This window comes from Streptomyces sp. NBC_00433 (genome assembly GCA_036015235.1).
Lineage (GTDB): Bacteria > Actinomycetota > Actinomycetes > Streptomycetales > Streptomycetaceae > Actinacidiphila.
Genome location: CP107926.1, coordinates 4,484,769 through 4,504,296, shown reverse-complemented (window position 1 = coordinate 4,504,296; position 19,528 = coordinate 4,484,769). Strand labels below are relative to the sequence as shown.

Annotated in this window: 16 protein-coding genes; 7 read left to right on the top strand and 9 right to left on the bottom strand. The window is 73.9% G+C overall.

The window, feature by feature from the left end:
• Positions 1–99: 99 nt before the first annotated feature.
• Positions 100–3,270, top strand: coding sequence for an AfsR/SARP family transcriptional regulator (locus tag OG900_19060; protein ID WUH92005.1), 3,171 nt, complete (start codon positions 100–102; stop codon positions 3,268–3,270).
• On the opposite strand, the gene OG900_19055 is transcribed toward OG900_19060, so the two are convergent.
• The 6 genes from OG900_19055 to OG900_19030 form a co-directional block, all read right to left on the bottom strand.
• The gene (locus tag OG900_19055; GenBank protein ID WUH92004.1) at positions 3,245–4,039 is read right to left on the bottom strand and encodes an ABC transporter permease; all 795 of its coding nucleotides are present in this window, start codon (positions 4,037–4,039) and stop codon (positions 3,245–3,247) included. The genes OG900_19060 and OG900_19055 overlap by 26 nt on opposite strands.
• A complete protein-coding gene (locus tag OG900_19050; protein ID WUH92003.1) occupies positions 4,036–5,085 on the bottom strand; it encodes an ATP-binding cassette domain-containing protein in 1,050 nt (349 codons plus the stop codon). The genes OG900_19055 and OG900_19050 overlap by 4 nt, the downstream gene beginning before the upstream one ends.
• Positions 5,086–5,172: 87 nt before the next feature.
• A complete protein-coding gene (corA, locus tag OG900_19045; protein WUH92002.1) occupies positions 5,173–6,249 on the bottom strand; it encodes a magnesium/cobalt transporter CorA in 1,077 nt (358 codons plus the stop codon).
• A 141-nt stretch (positions 6,250–6,390) separates the two neighbouring features.
• A complete protein-coding gene (locus tag OG900_19040) occupies positions 6,391–7,248 on the bottom strand; it encodes an SAM-dependent methyltransferase (GenBank protein WUH92001.1) in 858 nt (285 codons plus the stop codon).
• Positions 7,245–8,249 (bottom strand): acetylserotonin O-methyltransferase, encoded by a 1,005-nt coding sequence (locus OG900_19035; protein WUH92000.1) that lies wholly within the window; start codon positions 8,247–8,249, stop codon positions 7,245–7,247. Before OG900_19035 ends, OG900_19040 begins: the two co-directional genes overlap by 4 nt.
• Positions 8,250–8,279: 30 nt before the next feature.
• Positions 8,280–8,750 carry a phenazine biosynthesis protein gene (locus OG900_19030; GenBank protein WUH91999.1) on the bottom strand — a complete coding sequence of 157 codons (471 nt, stop codon included), beginning with the start codon at positions 8,748–8,750 and terminating at the stop codon, positions 8,280–8,282.
• A 333-nt stretch (positions 8,751–9,083) separates the two neighbouring features.
• On the opposite strand from OG900_19030, the gene OG900_19025 reads away from it, so the two are divergent.
• From OG900_19025 to OG900_19000, 6 genes are all read left to right on the top strand, one after another.
• The gene (locus OG900_19025; protein WUH91998.1) at positions 9,084–9,707 is read left to right on the top strand and encodes an isochorismatase family protein; all 624 of its coding nucleotides are present in this window, start codon (positions 9,084–9,086) and stop codon (positions 9,705–9,707) included.
• Entirely contained in the window at positions 9,707–11,611 is a 1,905-nt protein-coding gene (locus OG900_19020) for an anthranilate synthase family protein (protein WUH91997.1), read from the top strand. The genes OG900_19025 and OG900_19020 overlap by 1 nt, the downstream gene beginning before the upstream one ends.
• The gene (locus OG900_19015; GenBank protein WUH91996.1) at positions 11,601–11,930 is read left to right on the top strand and encodes a hypothetical protein; all 330 of its coding nucleotides are present in this window, start codon (positions 11,601–11,603) and stop codon (positions 11,928–11,930) included. The genes OG900_19020 and OG900_19015 overlap by 11 nt, the downstream gene beginning before the upstream one ends.
• A gap of 32 nt (positions 11,931–11,962) precedes the next feature.
• The gene (locus OG900_19010) at positions 11,963–12,838 is read left to right on the top strand and encodes a PhzF family phenazine biosynthesis protein (GenBank protein ID WUH91995.1); all 876 of its coding nucleotides are present in this window, start codon (positions 11,963–11,965) and stop codon (positions 12,836–12,838) included.
• Positions 12,839–12,854: 16 nt separating this feature from the next.
• A complete protein-coding gene (gene phzG / locus OG900_19005; GenBank protein WUH91994.1) occupies positions 12,855–13,499 on the top strand; it encodes a phenazine biosynthesis FMN-dependent oxidase PhzG in 645 nt (214 codons plus the stop codon).
• A 163-nt stretch (positions 13,500–13,662) separates the two neighbouring features.
• The gene (locus OG900_19000; GenBank protein WUH91993.1) at positions 13,663–17,007 is read left to right on the top strand and encodes a choice-of-anchor D domain-containing protein; all 3,345 of its coding nucleotides are present in this window, start codon (positions 13,663–13,665) and stop codon (positions 17,005–17,007) included.
• A 218-nt stretch (positions 17,008–17,225) separates the two neighbouring features.
• On the opposite strand, the gene OG900_18995 is transcribed toward OG900_19000, so the two are convergent.
• The 3 genes from OG900_18995 to OG900_18985 form a co-directional block, all read right to left on the bottom strand.
• A complete protein-coding gene (locus OG900_18995; GenBank protein WUH91992.1) occupies positions 17,226–17,903 on the bottom strand; it encodes a DUF6215 domain-containing protein in 678 nt (225 codons plus the stop codon).
• Between the two features lie 95 nt (positions 17,904–17,998).
• A complete protein-coding gene (gene fabF / locus OG900_18990) occupies positions 17,999–19,240 on the bottom strand; it encodes a beta-ketoacyl-ACP synthase II (protein ID WUH91991.1) in 1,242 nt (413 codons plus the stop codon).
• The gene (locus OG900_18985; protein WUH91990.1) at positions 19,237–19,521 is read right to left on the bottom strand and encodes an acyl carrier protein; all 285 of its coding nucleotides are present in this window, start codon (positions 19,519–19,521) and stop codon (positions 19,237–19,239) included. The genes fabF and OG900_18985 overlap by 4 nt, the downstream gene beginning before the upstream one ends.
• Positions 19,522–19,528: the final 7 nt, after the last annotated feature.

The window sequence follows — 19,528 nt, the reverse complement described above, 5'->3', positions numbered from 1 at the left end:
GCTCGTCGCCGGGGCGCCCGGCGCGGCGGCGCCCGCGGAACCGGAACCCGAGGCCACCGCGCCGGTCGGGACGGGTGCCGCCCTCGCTAATCTGCGGGGATGAGCACCGAGCTGACCTTGTTGTCGGGCGTGGGATACCGCGGGCGGGAGATCACCGCGCCGCGGCTGAGGGGTCTGCTCGCGCTGCTCGCGGGGGACTTGCGGACCGGGTGCAGCACCGGGCGGCTCGTCGAGGGGCTGTGGGCCGACGACTTGCCGGACCGGCCGGGGAAGGCCGTCCAGGTGCTGGTCGCCAGGGTCAGGTCCCAGCTGGGGGCCGACCTGGTGGTGACGACCCCGACCGGCTACCGGCTGGCGCTGGACGAGGAGCAGGTGGACAGCTCCGCGCTGCTGCTGCGCGAGGCGGGGGCCGCGGAGCGGCACCGGGCGGGGGACCACGCGGCGGCGCTGGCCGAGGCCGAGGCCGGGCTGGCCCTGTGGGACGGCGGGGTGGGGGCCGCGGCCGACGAGGACCTGGACGATCCGGTGGTGGCCCTGCGGAGGGAGCGGGCCGCGGCGCACCGGTCGCTCGGGCGGGTGCGGGCGCTCGCGCTGGCGCGGACGGGGCGGCGGGACGAGGCCGCCGCGCTGCTGGCCGGGATCGCCGACGAACACCCCAGGGACGAGGAGGTGCTGGCGGAGCTGCTGCGCTGCGAGGCGCGGACGGCGGGCCCCGCGGCCGCGTTGACGCGCTACGACACCTACCGCCGGGCACTGCGCGACGAGTTGGGGACCGACCCGGGGGCCGGGCTCAAGGCGGTGCACAGGGAACTGCTGAGCGGCACCGCGCCGGTGGTGCGGCACGGGGTGCTGCACGATCCGAATCCGCTGGTGGGGCGAGACGCCGATGTCGCCGCGGTGGCGGGGCTGCTGGCCTCCTCCCGGGTGGTGTCCGTCGTCGGGCCCGGCGGGCTCGGCAAGACGCGGCTGGCGCATGCCGTCAGCCGCGAGGCCACCCAGCGGGTGGTGCACTTCGTGGCCCTCGCGGGCGTCCTGGCCGACGAGGACGTGGTGGGCGAGGTGGCCTCGGCCATCGGCGCGGGCGCCGCGGGCACGGCCGCGGGCATCGCCGCGAGCCTCGGGCCGGGTCCCGCGCTGCTGGTGCTGGACAACTGCGAGCAGGTCGTCGGCGGCGTCGCCGCGCTCGTACGGGAACTGGTGTCGCTGTCGAAGGACCTGCGGGTGCTGGCGACCAGCAGGGCCCCGCTGGGCCTGACCTCGGAGGCCGTCCACCAGCTTCCGGCGCTGAGCGAGGCGACGTCGGTGGAGCTGTTCGTGCAGCGGGCGCGGGCCGCGCGGCCCGGACTTGAGCTGCCCGAGCGGGCGGTGGCGGAGCTGTGCCGCCATCTGGACGGGCTGCCGCTGGCGGTGGAGCTGGCGGCGGCCCGGGTGCGGGTGCTGTCCGTGCCGGAGATCGCCCGCCGCCTCCAGGACCGCTTCTCGCTGCTGAGCGGCGGTGTCCGCGACGTGCCGGAGCGGCACCGCACCCTGCACGCCGTGGTGGAGTGGAGCTGGAATCTGCTGGCGCCGGACGGCCAGGCGGCCCTTCGTACGCTGTCGGTCTTCCCCGGCGGATTCACCGCCGACGCCGCGGACCACGTGCTGGCCGACGGGCTCGACGGGCTGCCGCTGCTCGAACAGCTCGCGGACCAGTCGCTGGTCACCGCCGTGGAGACCGAGGCGGGCCTGCGCTTCCGGATGCTGGAGAGCGTGCGGGAATTCAGCGCGGCCAGACTCGCCGCGTCCGGCGAGCAGGAGGCGGTCACCGGCCGGTTCCTCCACTGGGCGCGGGACTTCGGGTGCGCCAACCACGACGTGCTCTTCCGTACCGACCCGCTGTCCTCCTGGGGCCGGGTCCGCGCCGAGCAGGACAACCTCGTCGTGGCCCTGCGGCACGCGCTGGCCCGCGGCGACGACGACGCCACCGCCGCGGTGGCCGCGGTGCTCGCCACCATCTGGTCCACCGGCTCCAGTTACGCCCGGCTGGTCAACCTCGCCGCCGACACCGGCCACCCGCTGTCGCACTACCGTCCGGGCCCCGCCTATGTCGAGGTGACCAGGACCGTCTCCGTCGTCTGTACGGCGAGCCTCTTCATGGGCCTGGGGCCGCGGGCTCTGCGCGCGCTGGTGACCCTGCGGCGGCTGCCGCCCGCGCCGCCGGACACCATGGTCAGGGCCCTGTCGCTGGTGCTGTGCGCCTTCCCGGAGATCCGCCCGCCGCACTACGCGGCCCTGCGGGAGCTGTGCGCGAGCCGCGAGCCGCTGCTCGCGGGCATCGCCGAGTGCGTCGCCAGCTACGTGTGGGAGTACGAGTACGACATCGACGCGGCGCTGGAGTCCGCCCGCCGGATGCTGGTGTGCCTGGAGCCGCTGCGGCACCCGTCGATGCGGATGCTCAGCCACGCCCGGATCAGCGAGCTGTGCCTGCGCACCGCGCAGGGTGAGGACGCCTACCGCCACCTGCTGGCGGCCATGGCGGCGCTCGAACTGCTCGGCGACCGCTCGGACTCGATGAGCATCCGCAGCGCCCTGGCCCTGGCCTGCCTGCAGCGCGGCGAGGTCGGCGAGGCCGAGCACTGGCTGGCGCTGGCCGAGAGCGACAGGACCGCGGAGCAGGCCGGCGTCTTCAGCACCGACGGCGGAGCGCGGGCGGAGATCGCGCTGGCCCGCGGCCTCACCGAGACAGGGCTGCGGCTGTGGCGCGACGCGGTCGAGCGGCTGGGCTCGGGGCGGCCGCTGCCGCCGGGCGCCGACGCGTACAGCGACCCCTACGGAGACCCCTACGGCGATCCGTACATCGGGCCGTGGGCGCTGCAGATCCGGGCGGTGGCGGTGATCGCCCACGCGCAGCACCGCCGGCTGGAGCCGGTCGCGGAGCTGGTCGACCAACTGCGGCGGCGGCTGCCGGAGTTGTTCACCGCCGCGACCCCGGGCGGAGAGGTGCCCGCGCCGCCCGCCGAATTCCCGGCGTGCGGCACGGCATTGCTGGCGCTCGGCATGGCGCGGCTGGCCGCGGGCGACACCTCGGCCGTACGGCTGGTGGCGCTGTCCGAACGCCTCGGTGTGGCGCGGGACTTCCAGCCGACGATGTCCTCGGCCCATACGCGGGAGGCCGCGGAGGAGGCCGACAGGGCGGCATATGCCGACGCGGTGTCGGAATATGCCGCCCTGAGACGTTCGGAGCTGCCCGCGGTGGCGCTCGGCCTCATCGGCTCGACGGGTCGCGGTTGAAGAGCGACGTCGACCACATCCAGCCGAGGACGGTGATCGCGACGGCCCAACCGAGCGCCAGCCAGCCGTTCCCGCCGATCGCGTCGCCGAGCAGCAGGCCGCGCAGGGTCTCGATGAAGGGCGAGAAGGGCTGGTATTCGGCGAACCAGCGGAACCAGCCCGGCATCGAGTCGACGGGGACGAAGGCGCTGCCCAGCAGCGGCAGCACCATCAGCGGCAGCCCGGTGTTGCTGGCGCCCTCGGCATTCGGCGAGGACAGGCCGATGCCGACCGCGAGCCAGGTCAGCGCCAGGCCGACCAGCGCCGTCAGGCCGACGGCCGCGAGCCACTCCAGCGGGGTGGCGTCCGTGCGGAACCCGATGGCCAGCGCGACGCCGACGACGAGCACCACGCTGATCATCACCTGGAGCACCCCGCCGGCGACGTGCCCGAAGAGCACCGAGCCGCGCGAGATCGCCATGGTGCGGAAGCGGGCGATGATGCCCTCCGTCATGTCGGTGCACACCGACACCGCGGTGCCGAGCGAGGCGCCGCCGATGGTCATCATCAGGATCCCGGGCACCACGTAGGCGATGTACGCCGACCGGTCGGCGTGCCCGCCGAGGCCGGCGCTCATCACGTCGCCGAAGACGAAGACGAAGATCAGCAGCAGCACGACCGGGGTGAGCAGCAGCTGGAGGGTCAGCGACGGGTAGCGGCGGGCGTGCAGCAGGTTGCGCCGCAGCATCGTGGACGAGTCGCGGACGGTGAGGGACAGGGACGGGCTCATCGGACGGTCTCCTTGGCGGCGGCGGTGCTGTCGGCGGTGTCGTCGGCGGCGGTACGGGCGGCGGGGGCGGTGCTCTCGGCGGTGGCGCTGCCGGTGAGGGCGAAGAAGACGTCGTCCAGGTCCGGGGTGTGCACGGTCAGCTCGTCGGCCTCGACCTCGGCCGCGTCGAGCCAGTCGAGTACGGCGCGCAGCTCGCGCTGGCTGCCGTTGCTGGGGATCTGCAGGGACAGGGCGCCGTCGTCGCGTACGGCGTCGCGCAGCGCGGCGGCGGCGGACTCGTAGGCCGCCGGGTCGGTGAACCGCAGCCGCACGTGGCCGCCGGGCACGAGCCGCTTCAGCTCCTCGGCCGTGCCCTGGGCGACGATCCTGCCGCCGTGCAGCACCGCGATCCGGTCGGCCAGCTCGTCGGCCTCGTCCAGGTACTGCGTGGTGAGGAAGACGGTGACGCCGCCGGCCACCAGCTCGCGGATGATGCCCCACATGGTGTGGCGGCTGCGCGGGTCGAGCCCGGTGGTCGGCTCGTCGAGGAAGATCACGCGCGGCTCGCCCACCAGCGTCATGGCGATGTCGAGCCGCCGCCGCATGCCGCCGGAGTAGGTGGAGGCGGGCTTGCGCGCCGCCTCGGCGAGGTCGAAGCGCTCCAGCAGCTCGGCGGTGACCCGGCGGCCCTCGCGGCGGCCCAGGTGGTGCAGGTCCGCCATGAGGAGCATGTTCTCCTCGCCGGTGATCAGGTTGTCCACCGCCGAGAACTGCCCGGTGACGCCGATCGTGGCCCGCACGGCGTCCGGCGCGGTGGCCAGGTCGTGGCCGCCGACGCGCAGCTCGCCCGCGTCGGCGCCGATGAGGGTGGTGAGGATCTGGACGGCGGTGGTCTTGCCTGCGCCGTTGGGGCCGAGCAGCGAGAAGACCGTGCCGGCCGGCACGGCCAGGTCGATGCCGTCGAGGACGGTCTTGTCGCCGTAGGCCTTGCGCAGCCCGGTGGCCGCGATGGCGAGTTCCCGGGCGGGGGGTGTCGTCGGTGTGGTCGGTGTGGTCGGTGTCGTCATGCCGCAGAGCGTGCGGGCGGCCGGTTTCAGCGCGGCTTCAGGGCGGCTTCACCGCGCCCGCCCTGAGCCCTCGGCGTCCAGGGGACCTCAGAGCCAGCCGTTGCGGCGGAAGGCGCGGTAGACGGTGTAGGAGATGGCCGTGGTGACGGAGAGCATCAGCGGATAGCCGAAGACCCAGTGCAGCTCGGGCATGTGCTCGAAGTTCATGCCGTAGATGGCGGCGATCAGGGTGGGGATCGCCAGGATGGCGGCGACGGCGCTGATCCGCCGCATGTCGGTGTTCTGCTGCACGCCGACCCGGGCGAGGTTGGCGGCGAGCAGGCCGTCGATGAGTTCGCCGGCCGTGGTGAGGCGCTCGCGGACCTGGGTGAGGTGGTCGGAGACGTCGGCGAAGTATTTGCCCACCGGCGCCGGGATGGCGGGCAGCTGCTGCTCGGCGAGCCGCTGCAGCGGCCGGGTGAGGGGGAGCACGGCCCGCTTGAATTCCAGCAGCTCGCGTTTGAGCTGGTAGATGCGTCCCGCGTCGTCGGCGCGGCGGGCGGAGAACATGTCGGCCTCCAGCTGCTCCACGTCGAGTTCGACGGCGTCGGCGACGTCGAGGTAGTCGTCCACGACCCGGTCGGCGATGGCGTGCAGGACCACGGCGGGGCCTTGCGCGAGCATGTCCGGCCGGTCCTCCAGGGCGCGGCGCACGTGGGTGAGGCCGGGGGCGCTGCCGTGCCGGACGACGACGACGAAATCCGCCCCGAGGAAGATCATGATCTCCCCGGTGTCGACCACCTCGCTGGTGGCGGTCAGCTCCTGGTGCTCCACGAAGACGATGGTCTTGAGCACCATGAAGAGGGTGTCGCCGTACTGCTCCAGCTTGGGCCGCTGGTGCGCGTGCACGGCGTCCTCGACGGCCAGCGGGTGCAGGCCGAAGACGTCGGCGACCTCCTCCAGGTCCTCGGGGCCCGGCTCGTGCAGCCCGATCCACACGAAGCCGCCGTCCCGCGCGCGGGCCGCCTCCAGGGCGTCGTGCGGCGGCAGTGTGCCCCGGCGCAGCCCGTCCGCGTAGACGGCGCAGTCGACCACCACGCCGCCACCGGGCTCCCCGGCCGCGGTCCGGTCGGGGTCCCGGTCAGGTTCGCCGGTGCCGCCCCCGGACCGCTGTCGCCCCGTCATCGTGCTTCTCCGTACGTCTTCCGCCGGGTTGCCCACGTGCCGCCTCGTTGCCCCGAGTATCCAGCGCGACACCCGGCCCGAGCCCCCGGCTCGCGGGCGCGTTCGGCCGAACCGTGCGGCCGCGCCCGCCCGCGGCCGCGGTCAGCCGTGCCGCCGGCCCGTGACGAGGAAGACCCGGTAGACGTCGCCCGCCTGGTCCCGCGGCGGGACCGGGTCGGGCCAGCGGCCGAAGTCGGCGCCCGGCTCGCCGGGCTGCGTCACAGCGGCCTTGAAGCCGTGCCGCTCGAACAGCTCCTCGGGCTCGTCGCAGCCGAAGAGCCACGGGCACCCCCAGCCCGCGAAGACGTCGAGCAGCGCGCGCTGCCGCGGCATGGTCAGCGCGGCCGCGTTCACCAGGTCGGCGGCGATCCGGCTGCCGGGGGCGGACAACCCGGCGACCTGGTCGAGCACCCGGTGCACGCCGGTCTCGGGGAGGTAGAAGAGCAGGCCTTCGAGCAGCCAGGCCGACGGCCGGTCGGGCCGGTAGCCGGCGTCGGTCAGGGCGTCCGGCCAGGACGGCGAGGCGAGGTCCACCGGGACCGTGCGGCGGTCGGCCTTCGGCTGCTCGGCGGCCAGCCGCTGCCGCTTGTAGTCCAGGACGGGCGGCCGGTCGACCTCGAAGTAGCGGACGCCGTCGGGCCAGGCCATGCGGTAGGCGCGGGAGTCCATGCCCGCGCCGGCGACCACGACCTGGCGCATGCCGGGCTCCCGCACGGCGGCGCGCAGGCAGTGGTCGAAGAAGCGGGTGCGGATGGCGTTGACGGCCCGCCTGCCGGAGCCGCCGGACCCCCCGGAGCCGCCCGGCGTCGCGGCCAGCAGCTCGGCCAGCAGCGCGGGACCGAGGTCGCCCGCGAGGGCGCCGGCGTAGGGGTCGCGGTGGATCGCGTCGGCCCTGGCGGTCTCGGCGGCCCGCATCGCGGCGGTGACCAGGGCGGTGCGGCCGACGGCGTCCAGACTCACCGGGCCGCGGCGATCAGCGCGGTGGTCTCCGCGGGCAGTTCGGCGACGCGCTCCACGTCGAGGCCGGCCCGGTCGAGCAGCGCGGTGAAGGTCGCCAGGGTGCGGTGCCGCCCGCCGTTGGTCATCAGCAGGTGCAGGTCCCACAGGGCGGGCAGCACCGTGGAGTCCTCGTCCACGACGACCCGCTCCAGGATGACCAGCCGCGAGGAGGAGCCGGCCATGGCCCTGCGGCAGTTCTCGAAGAGGCCGACGACCGCGTCGTCGCTCCACCCCGCGAGCACCCGGCACAGCAGGTAGACGTCCTTGCCCTGCGGCACCGCCTCGAACATGTCCCCGCCGACCAGCTCGACGCGGTCCAGGCCCACCGAGGCGGCGAGGTTCTCCGCCGCGACCGGCACCACGTGCTCGCGGTCGAGCAGGGTGCCGCGGGCGTCGGGCACGGCGGCCAGGATCGCGGCGGTGAGCTGGCCGATGCCGCCGCCGATGTCGGCGAAGGTCCTGCCGGTGAAGTCGACGACCTCGGGGACGTAGTCGAAGAAGAGGTTGCCGGCCTTCATGGCGAGCTGGAACCGCTCGTTCACGTCGTCCTCGTGGCTCAGGTAGCGGTAGAGCGGCTCGCCGTAGGCGAGCTGGAATCCCGCGGTGCCCGTGCTGATGGCCTCGTGTGCGTGGCCCCACGCGGTGTAGAACTCCTCGCCGTAGAGGAGGCACATGTTCCGCAGCGAGTCGGGCTCGTCGAGCAGCACGCCGCTCACCGCCGTGTTGCGGTAGCCGGCCTGCCCGTCGCCGTCGAAGACGCCCATCGCGACCAGCAGCCGCATCAGGCGGTGCACACCCTCCTGGCGGGCCCCGGTGGCCTCGGCGAGCTGGGCGTCGGTGGTCAGGCCGGCCGCGAGGTGGTCGGGTATCCCCAGCTTGAGCGCGGTGTGCAGGCATTGCGCGCGCCAGCCGCCGGTGATCAGCTCGACTGCCTCCTGCGCGGCTTTCAGGTCGATCTTCACTGCGGAGCCTCCTGGCGGACCGGCTCTCCCTCAGGTGGGGATGCCGCCCCGGTTGATGACCGGAATCTCGATGCCCAGCGCCCGCAGCTGATTGAAAGGGTTCATGAACTCGCGCTGCGTCACGATCCTGCCGTCGGCGAGGTCGAACGAGTGAATGAAGTGATTCCTGTACAGCCCAGGCGGATACGACGGGTAATGAATGCCGCCCTCGCCGTCGCATTCCGCCCAGAATCGGTTCGGATCCTGGGTCTCGAATACTTCAATGTTGTACCAGACCCAGTCGGGAAACATCCGCAGCGACCACTCGCCGTGCGCCTTGAGCTTCTCGTGCCCGCGCGACACGATCGGCTCGACGGTGTCACCCGTATACAAACCGGCACTGCCGTCCTCGGTGAACAGCAGGTAGCGGGTGAGCCGATTCTCGCCCTGCCTGCTCAGATAGTCCTCGACCACCGCACGGTGCCGGCGCCGTAACTCGATATCCTCGGCGAATTCAGCCATCACGCCTCGCAATCCGGGTTTCCCACAGTGGAGCCGAGGCGGGTCCCCGGTGTCAAGACCGTGCGGGAACCGGCCACCGGCACGATCAGGCCGCTTTTGACTTTCGGCCAAAGTGCGTCGCCGACCGTTGCGGGAAATGCGGTGTCATCACTCGATGAATTTGCAGGTGACGGTCCGAATACTCTGCACGCCGACATGTCAAGTACGCCTGCTTCCCGCCATTTCCTCGGCCCGCTGCGGCATGGCCGCCTGGACGCTGCGAACGGGCCGTCGTTAGGCTGCGCGAGCGGCTGGCGAGGTCCTTCTCCCTGTTCACGGCGAAAGAGCCCACCGATGACCGGCTTACCCTCCATCAGTGCCTATCCGCTGCCCACGGCCGCGGATCTCCCCGAGAACGTCGCCCACTGGACCGCCGATCCCGAACGCGCGGTCCTGCTCATCCACGACATGCAGCGCTATTTCCTGCGCGGCATCCCGGAACCCCTGTGCTCCGACGTCGTCCGGCATGCCGCGAGCCTGCGAAAGCGCTGCTCCGCCGCCGGAATGCCGATCGCGTACACGGCGCAGCCCGGCCGGATGTCCGCCCGGGACCGCGGCCTGATCTCGGACTTCTGGGGACCGGGCATGCGCACCGAAGCCGCCGACCGCGCCGTGGTGCCCGAGCTGGCGCCCGAGGACGGCGACTGGCTGCTGACCAAGTGGCGCTACAGCGCCTTCTTCCGCTCCGACCTGCTGGCGCGCATGCGGGCCGCCGGGCGCGACCAGCTCGTCCTGTGCGGCGTCTACGCCCACATCGGCGTCCAGGCCACCGCCCTTGAGGCCTTCACCCGCGACATCGAGACCTTCGTCGTCGCCGACGCGGTCGCCGACTTCTCAGCGTCCGACCACCGGCTCGCCCTCGACTACGTCGCGCGCAACTGCGCCGTGGTCGTGCTCACCGAAGAGGTCCTCACCTGATGAACACTCCGGCCACCCCGCCCGACGGCGACCTGCTCGGCCGGATCCTGGCCCTGGAGCCGGAGTCCTTCGCCCTCATCCACCGGCCCGGCGCGGCCGGCGTCGTGGACGTCCTGGTCGGCGACGTCTCCCCCTACGCGACGCTGGCCGGCATCCCGCTGGGCGACGGGCCCGCACACCCCGCCCCGCCCCGGCACGAGGTGCTGGTCCTCGTGCCCTACCGGCAGCTCGCGGAAAGGGGCTTCGCCGCACCGGACGACGGGGAGGAGCTGCTGGCCATGACCGTCACCGGGCAGCAGCGGGTGCCGCTGTCCGAGGTGGTCGCCAGGATCCCGCGGACGCCCACGCGACTGGGCAACCGCCGCTTCGACGTCGGGGACGAGGAGTACGCCGACGTCGTCCGCCGGATCGTCGCGGAGGAGATCGGCACCGGCGAGGGCGCCAACTTCGTCGTCAAGCGCTCCCTGCTGGTCGACATCGCCGACTACTCGCCGCGCAACGCGCTGTCCTTCTTCCGCCAGCTGCTGACCCGCGAGCAGGGCGCCTACTGGACCTTCGCCATCCACACCGGGGGGCGCACCTTCGTGGGCGCCAGCCCGGAGCGGCATGTCTCGCTCAGCGGCGGCACGGCGGTGATGAACCCGATCAGCGGCACCTACCGCTACCCGCCCGACGGCCCCAGCCTGGCGGGCGTCAGGGACTTCCTCGCCGACCGCAAGGAGACCGACGAGCTGTACATGGTGCTCGACGAGGAACTCAAGATGATGGCCAGGATCTGCGAGCACGGCGGCCGCATCACCGGGCCCCACCTGCGGGAGATGTCGCGGCTGGCCCACACCGAATACTTCGTCGAGGGCCGCTCCGACCGCGACGTGCGGGACGTGCTGCGCGAGACGATGTTCGCCCCCACCGTGACCGGCAGCCCGGTGGAGAGCGCGGCGAGGGTGATCAGCCGCTACGAGCCGGGCGGCCGCGGCTACTACAGCGGGGTGGCCGCGCTGATCGGCACGGACGCGGGCGGCGCGCGCACCCTGGACTCCGCCATCCTCATCCGCACCGCCGACATCGACGCCGGGGGCCGGGTGCGGATCGGCGCCGGCGCCACCCTCGTACGGCACTCGGACCCGCACGCCGAGGCGGCCGAGACCCGTACCAAGGTCGCCGGGCTGCTGGCCGCGCTGGAGGCCGACGAGGTGCCGCGCTTCGCCCGGCACCCCGACGTGGTGTCGACCCTGCGCCACCGCAACGCCGACATCGGCGACTTCTGGCTCAGGGACCCCGACTCCCGCCGCGCGGACCGGCCTTCCGAGGAGCTGGCCGGGCTGAAGACCCTGGTGGTCGACGCCGAGGACTCCTTCACCGCGATGCTGGGTCTGCAGCTGACCACCCTGGGGATGCAGGTGATGATCCGCCGCTACGACGAGATCGAGGCGGCCTTCGACGGCTACGACCTGGTGGTGATGGGCCCCGGGCCGGGCGATCCGCGCTCGGACGAGGACCGGAAGATCCGCGGCCTGCGCACCGCGGTCGACACCCTGCTCGCCGAGCGCCGCCCCTTCGTCGCGGTGTGCCTGAGCCACCAGGTGCTCAGCCGGCGGCTGGGCCTGGACCTGACCCGCCGCACCGTCCCCAACCAGGGGGTGCAGCGGGAGATCGAGCTGTTCGGCAGCCGCGAGAGGGTCGGCTTCTACAACACCTTCGCCGCCCGCGCCGCCGAGGACCGGCGCCACGTCGAGGGCGTCGGCACCGTGGAGGTGAGCCGCGACCCGCGCACCCGCGAGGTGCACGCCCTGCGCGGCCCGCACTTCGCGTCCCTGCAATTCCACGCCGAGTCGGTGCTCACCGTCGGCGGTCCGCGCATCGTGGCCGAGACCGTCAGGGGGGCGCTGCGCCATGCGCGTTGACATCGCGTGGTGGGACCTGGCGGCGTCGGACGCGACGGTCGACTCGCTGCGCGAGCACCTGCGGGACGGCACCGCCGAGCAGTGGGCGGAAGTCGAGGGGCTGCGGCTGAAGTTCTGGATGGCCGACCGGGACGGCGACCGCTGGGGTGCGGTGATGCTGTGGGAGGCCGACAGGACCGCCGACATGCCGCCCAACCGGGCGGCGGACCTGATCGGCTACCCGCCCACCCACCGCTTCGGCTTCGAGGTCGAGGCCATGGTCGAGGGCGCCTACACCGTCCAGGCCCTGCACGGACTCGGCCCGGTGTTCATCCCCTAGGGCCAGGTGGCCCCAGACCCTACGGAGATCCCATGCACGACTACGCCGTCGTGGACGCCTTCGCCCGGGAGCCGCTCACCGGGAACCCGGTGGCCGTCTTCTTCGACGCGGCCGACCTCACCGCCGCCCTGATGCAGCGGATCGCCCGGGAGATGAACCTCTCCGAGGTCACCTTCGTCCTGCCGCCCGAGCGCGGCGGGGACGCCCGTATCCGCATCTTCACCCCGGTCAACGAGCTGCCCTTCGCCGGCCACCCGATGCTCGGGACCGCCGTCGCGGTGGGCCGGGCGCTGCGCAAGGACCGGCTGCGGCTGGAGACCGCGATGGGCGTCATCCCGTGCGAGGTGGACTTCGAGCGCGACTCTTCCGAGCGCGGCTCCGGGGACGCCGGCAGCGGCGGGGGCGCCGCTGCGGTCAGGATGCGGCAGCCGGTGCCGACCTGGGAGCCCTACGAGCACGCCGCGGAACTGCTGGCCGCGCTGGGCGTCGAGTCCTCCACCACCCCGGTGGACATCTACCGCAACGGCCCCCGCCACGTCTTCGTCGGGCTGCCCGGGGTGGCCGAGCTGTCGGCGCTCGAACCCGACCACCGCGCGCTGGCCAGATTCCCCGACATGGCCGCCAACTGCTTCGCCGGCGGCGGCACCCGGTGGCGTACCCGGATGTTCTCGCCGGCCTACGGCGTGGTCGAGGACGCCGCCACCGGCTCGGCGGCGGGGCCGCTCGCCATCCACGCGGCCCGGCACGGGCTCGCCGCCTACGGGCAGGAGCTGGAGATCCTCCAGGGCGTCGAGATGGGCCGGCCTTCGCGCATGCTGGCCACCGCCGACGGTTCGGCCGCCGGCGTCGACGAGGTCCGGGTCGGCGGGCACGGCGTCATCGTGGCCCGCGGCACCATCTACGTATGAGAGAGGTCGGCCACCCATGAGCGAGGGCAGCAGCAGGCTGGAGAGCCTCACCGGCGAGGTCGGCCTCGCCTTCCCGGAGTACGAGGCGCCGCCGCCGGAGCCCATGGGGCTCGTCCGGGAGTGGATCGACCAGGCCGTCGCGCGCGGCGTCCGCGAGCCGCTGGCCCTGGCGCTGGCCACCGCCGACGCGCGGGGCGAGGTCTCCAACCGGATCGTCGCCGTCATCGAGGTGACCGACCGCGGCCTGCTCTTCACCAGCCACAGCACCAGCCGCAAGGGCCGCGACATGGCCGCCACCGGCTGGGCGTCGGGCGTGCTCTACTGGCGCGAGACGGGCCAGCAGCTCGTCCTGTCGGGCCCGGTGGACGCGTGCCCGCAGGCCGAGTCCGACGCCCTGTGGGCCGCCCGCCCGACCCCGCTGCACGCCATGTCCACGGCCTCCCGCCAGAGCGATCCGCTGCCCGACGCGGCGGCACTGCGCGCCGAGGCCGCCCGCCTCGCGGCCGCCCCCACCGCCCTGCCCCGCCCGCCCCGCTACGTCGGCTACCGCCTGCGCCCGGCCGCGGTCGAGTTCTGGTCGGCGGACCCGGACCGGCTGCACCGCAGGCTCCGCTACGAGCACGGCGCCGGCGGCTGGCGGGCCGCCCGCCTCCAGCCCTGACACCGCCTTGCGCGTCCGCGCGGTGAACTGCGCATGACCACCCGGCGGTGGCGATCCGGCGGCGCGGGTCCGTATCCGACAAGACCCCGCCGAGCAGGCAGAACGCCGTAGGGACGGGCGGGATTGTGTGGTTCGATTCCCGGGCCGAGGGGGGAACTTCGGCGTGGACGTCGAAGGGGTCGGCATGCTCAGGGCGGCATTCGGGGTGGGCGTTTCCGGACGCGGACGCAGACGCACGCGCGGGCTCGCGCTCGCGGTGGCCGCGGCGGTGACCGCGGGACTGGCGGGGCTGGGCGTGGCCCCGGCGCAGGCGAACGAGACGACCGTCTCCGCCGACACCCTGCGCACCGGCTGGGACCAGAGCGAGCCGAACCTCAGCCCGTCCGACGTGCGCTCCTCGTCCTTCGGCCAGCTCTGGAAGGCCCCCGCGCAGCTCGACGGGCAGATATACGCCCAGCCGATCGTCATCGGCGGCACGGTGATCGCGGTCACCGAGACCAACCACGCCTACGGCCTGGACCGCGCCACCGGAGCCGTGCTGTGGCAGCGCGGCTTCGGCGCCGCGTGGCCCGCGGCCACCCTCAACTGCGGCGATCTCGCGCCGACCGTCGGCAGCACCGCGACGCCGGTCTACGACCCGGCAAGCGGCGCGGTCTACCTGACCACCAAGGTCGACGACGGGCCCGGCCCGATGAACCCGCACTGGTACATGCACGCGCTCGACCCGGTCACCGGCGCGGAGAAGTCCGGCTTCCCCGTCACGATCCAGGGGACGCCGTCCAACGACCCCACCCAGTCCTTCCTGCCCGCCTACGAGATGCAGCGGCCCGGCCTGCTGCTGCTCGACGGGGTGGTCTACGCGGGCTTCGGCGGCCACTGCGACGCCGCGCCCTACCGCGGCTACGTGGTCGGCGTCAGCACCACCAACCCCTCGGTGACCTCGATGTGGGCGACCGAGGCCGGCGCGAGCAACAGCGGGGCCGGCGTGTGGCAGTCAGGCGGCGGACTCGCCTCCGACGGGCCGGGGCGGATCTTCCTGACCACCGGCAACGGCGTCAGCCCCGCGCCCGGCCCCGGCGACGCGCCGCCCGGCACCCTCGCCGAGTCGGTGATCCGGCTCCAGGTGCAGGCCGACCTCAGCCTCAAGGCCGCCGACTTCTTCAGCCCGTCCAACGCGCCGGCCCTCGACCAGCGCGACACCGACCTGGGCTCCGGCGGCCCCGCCGGCCTGCCGGACAGCTTCGGCACCGCCTCGCACCCGCACCTGATGGTGCAGCAGGGCAAGGACGGCCGGATCTTCCTGCTGGACCGCGACCACCTCGGCGGCAGCTCGCAGGGCCCCGGCGGCACCGACGCCGTGGTGGGGACCACCGGGCCGCTCAAGGGCCAGTGGGACCACCCCGGCGTCTGGGGCGGCGACGGCGGCTACGTCTACCTCGTCGGCAACGGCGGCTCCCTGGTGGCGCTGCACCGCGGTGTGACCGGCTCGGGCAGTCCCGCGCTGTCGGTGGCCGGGGCCAGCCAGGACTCCTTCCCGTACACCAGCGGGTCGCCGGTGGTGACCTCCGACGGGACGCGCTCGGGCAGCGCCCTGGTGTGGGTGGTCCGGGCGGGCGGCCCGACCGGCGAGAACGCGCAACTGCGCGCCTACTCCCCGGTCCCCGACGGGAACGGCGTCCTGCCGCTGGTCTGGTCCGCGCCGATCGGCGACTCGGCGAAGTTCGCCGGCCCGGCCACCGACGGCGGCCAGGTCTTCGTCGGCACCCGGGACGGCAGGGTCTACGCCTTCGGCAACCCGGTGGGCAGCCCGCTCAAGGGCGGCCCGGTCGAATTCGGGCTGGTGCCGGTGGGCGCCTCCGCCGACACCGACGTCGTCCTGACGGAGAACCAGAACCCCGCGAAGGCCCTCGCCGTCAAGGGCGTCACCGTCGACGGCCCCTTCACCGCGGACACCTCGGCGCTGCCGCCGTCGATCCCGGCCGGCGGGCAGCTGTCGGTCCCGGTCTCCTTCACGCCCGGCACGGTCCTCGGCGCGAGCGGCACGCTCACCGTGGCCACCGACGCCGGCAGCTTCGCGCTGAGCCTGCACGGCGTCGGCACCAGGCCCGGCCTGGCCGCCTTCCCCGGCACGGTGTCCTTCGACAACCAGCCGACCGGGACCACGGGCAGCACCAACGTCCAGCTGACGAACACCGGCACGGAAGCGGAGACCATCACCTCCGTCACCCCGCCCGGCGGCCCCTTCACGGCGAGCAACCTGCCCAGCGCCGACCCGGCGGCCCGGACGGTGATCCCGGCCCAGGGCTCGATCGTCCTGGAGGTCGGCTACGCGCCCACCGGCAGCGGCCCCAGCTCGTCGTCGATCACGCTGGGCAGCACCAGCGGCCCGCTCACCATCCCGATCGAGGGCACCGCCATCAGCGGCCAGGGCCACCTGGAGCTGCACCCGGCGACCCTCCAGTTCGGCGAGGTGGTCCGCGGCGCGTCGAGCACCCGGGCCTTCACCATCACCAACACCGGGAACATCCCGGTCACCATCACCAAGGCGAAGGCCCCGGCAGGCGTCTTCACCAGCTCCGACCCGCTCCCCGAGGGCCTGGTCATCGGTCCCGAGCAGAGCGTGCGGCAGACGGTCACCTTCAGCCCGACCGACTTCGGCGCCCAGTCGTCCACCTACCTGGTCAGCGGCGACGCGGGCCAGGGGGCGCAGCTGGAACCGCTGACCGGCACCGGTGTGCCCCCGGCGGCGCAGACCGGCACCCTGCTGGCGCGGGACAAGTCGGGCACCCTGTGGTATTACCACGGCACCGGTGTGGTCGCCGCACCGCTGGGCGCCCGGGTCGGCATCGGCTCCGGCTGGAACACCTACAACCTCCTCACCGACGTCAGCGGCGAGCGGGCGGACGGCACCGGCACGCTCGCCGGCCGCGACAGCTCGGGCACGCTGTGGTTCTACCAGGGCACCGGCAATCCGAAGGCGCCCTTCGCAGCCCGGACCCGGGTCGGCGCCGGCTGGAACGCCTTCGACTCCCTGGTGGGGGTGGGCGATGTGAGCGGTGACGGCAAGGCCGACCTCGTCGCCCGCGCCACCGACGGCGGCCTGTGGCTCTACCGCGGCACCGGCGATGCGGCGGCGCCCTTCCTGGCGCGTACGTTCATCGGCGCCGGCTGGAGCGGCTTCGACTCCCTGGTGGGGGTGGGCGATGTGAGCGGTGACGGCAAGGCCGACCTCGTCGCCCGCGCCACCGACGGCGGCCTGTGGCTCTACCGCGGCACCGGCAATGCGGCCGCGCCCCTCCTGGCCCGGACCTTCGTCGGCGCCGGCTGGAACGCCTTCGACTCCCTGGCCGGCGCCGACGACGTGACCGGCGACGGCAAGGCCGACCTCCTCGCGCGCGAGAGCGGCGGCGCCCTGTGGCTCTACCGCGGCACCGGCGATGCGGCGGCGCCCTTCCTGGCGCGTACGTACATCGGTGCCGGCTGGAACACCTACAGCGCGCTCGCCTGACAGCGGACCGGGGCCCGGCCGCCACCGGCGCGGCCGGGCCCCGGCATCGCCCTGCCGGCGGGCCGGCCCCACCAGGACCCGGACGCTGTCCGTCCTCAGCTCGTCCGACGGCACGAAGTGGTCGACGCTCGCCGGCCCCAGGCCCTGCACCTGGAGCCCGTAGCAGCGGCCGCTCAGCAGGCGGGCCCGCTCCGGCCGGACCGGGGCGGGGCCCGCCGTCACACGGCGGTATTCCACCCCGGGACGGTGGGCAGCACCGTCTCGGCGACGCGGAGCAGCGCCGCGTCGTCGGGCACGCCGCCGTCCATGCGCCACAGGGCGACCTCGAAGGAGCCCCCGGTGTCCTTCGCGTCCCGGGCCACCGAGAGCACGACGGCCCGGTGGCCGGGGAGGTTCCCGCTGCCGCCGGCCGTGAGGCTGAAGCTGATGGTGCGGTCCGCGTAGGAGACCGCGGGGCGGCCGAGGACCGTGCGCTTGCGCACGGTGTCGCCCAGCAGCGTGGCGGCCTCGGACACCGGGAGGTGGTCGTACTGGACCGTCAGGCTCACGGTGTAGGTGTCGAAGACGACCTGGGCCGTGGGGCCGAAGAGCTTCGAGCCGCCCCCGCCGCTGGTGCCGGTGGACTTCGCGACCTCCCCCGGTGTGCCCAGCAGCGCGGCGAGGTCGGGCCGGTCGAGCAGCTCGCACAGCCGCGCCCTGGAGACCTCGGCGGACGCGGTCTTCTCGGGATCGGCCGTCGAGCACGTGGCGGCCGGCGGCGCGCTGTCCTTCGACGGCGCATTCGCCTTCCCGACGGTCCACAGGCCGACGCCGAGACCCCCGACCAGGACGACGGCCGTGATGGCCTGCCCCCATGTGCCCTCGCCCTTTTTGGGCGTGCCGATCCCGTCCGCCATGTCCCCCACCCCGGTGATCCCCCGCTACGTGCCCCGGTGGGGACCGTAACCCGTGATCATCGGCCGCACAAGCGAGGTGACGGCCCCTCAGCAGGTCAGGCGCCCACCGCCGTGAAGGCGAGCACCACATTGTGCCCGCCGAAGGCGAAGGAGTTGGAGAGGACGGCGGCCAGCGGCAGTTCGCGGGGGTCGCCGGCGATCACGTTGAGGCCGATCGCCGGGTCGGGGTCGTCCAGGTTCACGGTGGGCGGCACCAGCTGGTGGACCAGCGCCTGGACGCTGGCGACCGCCTCGATGGCACCGGACGCGCCGAGCGCGTGCCCGGTCATCGACTTGGTGGCGGACACCGCCACCGTGGCCGCCGCGGGACCCAGGGCGCCGTGCAGCCCGAGGGCCTCGGCGGCGTCGTTGAACTGGGTGCCGGTGCCGTGCGCGTTGACGTACGACACGTCGTCCGGCGCGAGCCGGGCCGAGCGCAGCGCGGCGGTGACGGCCTGCCGCGCCCCGGCGCCCTCGGGGTGCGGGGCGGTGATGTGGTGGGCGTCGCAGGAGCGCCCGTAGCCGCGCAGCTCGGCCAGCACCGTGGCGCCGCGCCGGGCGGCGTGCTCGGCCGACTCCAGGACGAGGACGGCGGCGCCCTCGGCGAGGACGAAGCCGTCCCGGTCGGCGGCGAAGGGCCGGCTCGCCAGCCCGGGAGCGTCGTTGCGGCGGGACAGCGCCCCCATCCGGGCGAACCCGGCGACCGTGAGGGGGTTGACCGCCGCGTCCGTACCGCCGGCCAGGACGACGTCCGCCTCGCCGCACACGATCATCTGGCAGGCGGCGACCAGCGCCTCCGCGCCGGAGGCGCACGCGGTGGCCACCGAGCTGCACGGGCCGGTCAGGCCGAGGTCGACGGCGATCTTGGCGGCCGGCGCATTGCTCATCGCCATCGGGATGAAGCGCGCCCCCAGCCGCCCGGGGCCCGACTCGATGAGGGTGCGGGTGTTGGACTCCCAGGTCTCCAGGCCCCCGGCGCCGGTGCCGATGACCACCCCGCACCGGCTCGGCTCCTCCCGCGCCAGGTCGAGACCGCTGTCGGCGAGCGCCAGCGTGGCGGCCGCGCGGGCCAGGTGGGTGCAGCGGTCGGCGGCCAGCGCCTCGCGGCGGCTCGGCACCAGTTCGGCGGGCAGGTCCACCTCGCCGGCGATCCGCGCGGACAGGCCGGAGGCGTCGAAACGGGTCAGGGGGCCGATACCGCTGACGCCCTTGACCTGCGCCTGGTGGAAGTCCGCCGCGCCGACCCCGATCGAGGTCACCGGACCCAGACCGGTGACCACGACCCTGCATCCGTTCACGCGCTGACCTCCTCGCGGCCGACGCCGCGCTCCAGCAGGAAGGCGACGACGTCGCCGATCGTGGCCAGCGACGACAGGGTGTCGTCGGGGGAGTCCAGCGGGCCGCCCAGCTCCTCCTCGACGACGGTGAGCAGTTCCACCATGTCGAGCGAGTCCATCCCGAGGTCCTCCCGGAACCTGGCGTCGGGCACGACCTCCTCCGGGAGCAGGCCGAGGCGGTCCACGAGCACGTCGGCGATCCGGTGCCGCAGCAGGTCCGCGGGGCTTGCGTCGGTTGTCACAGTTCAT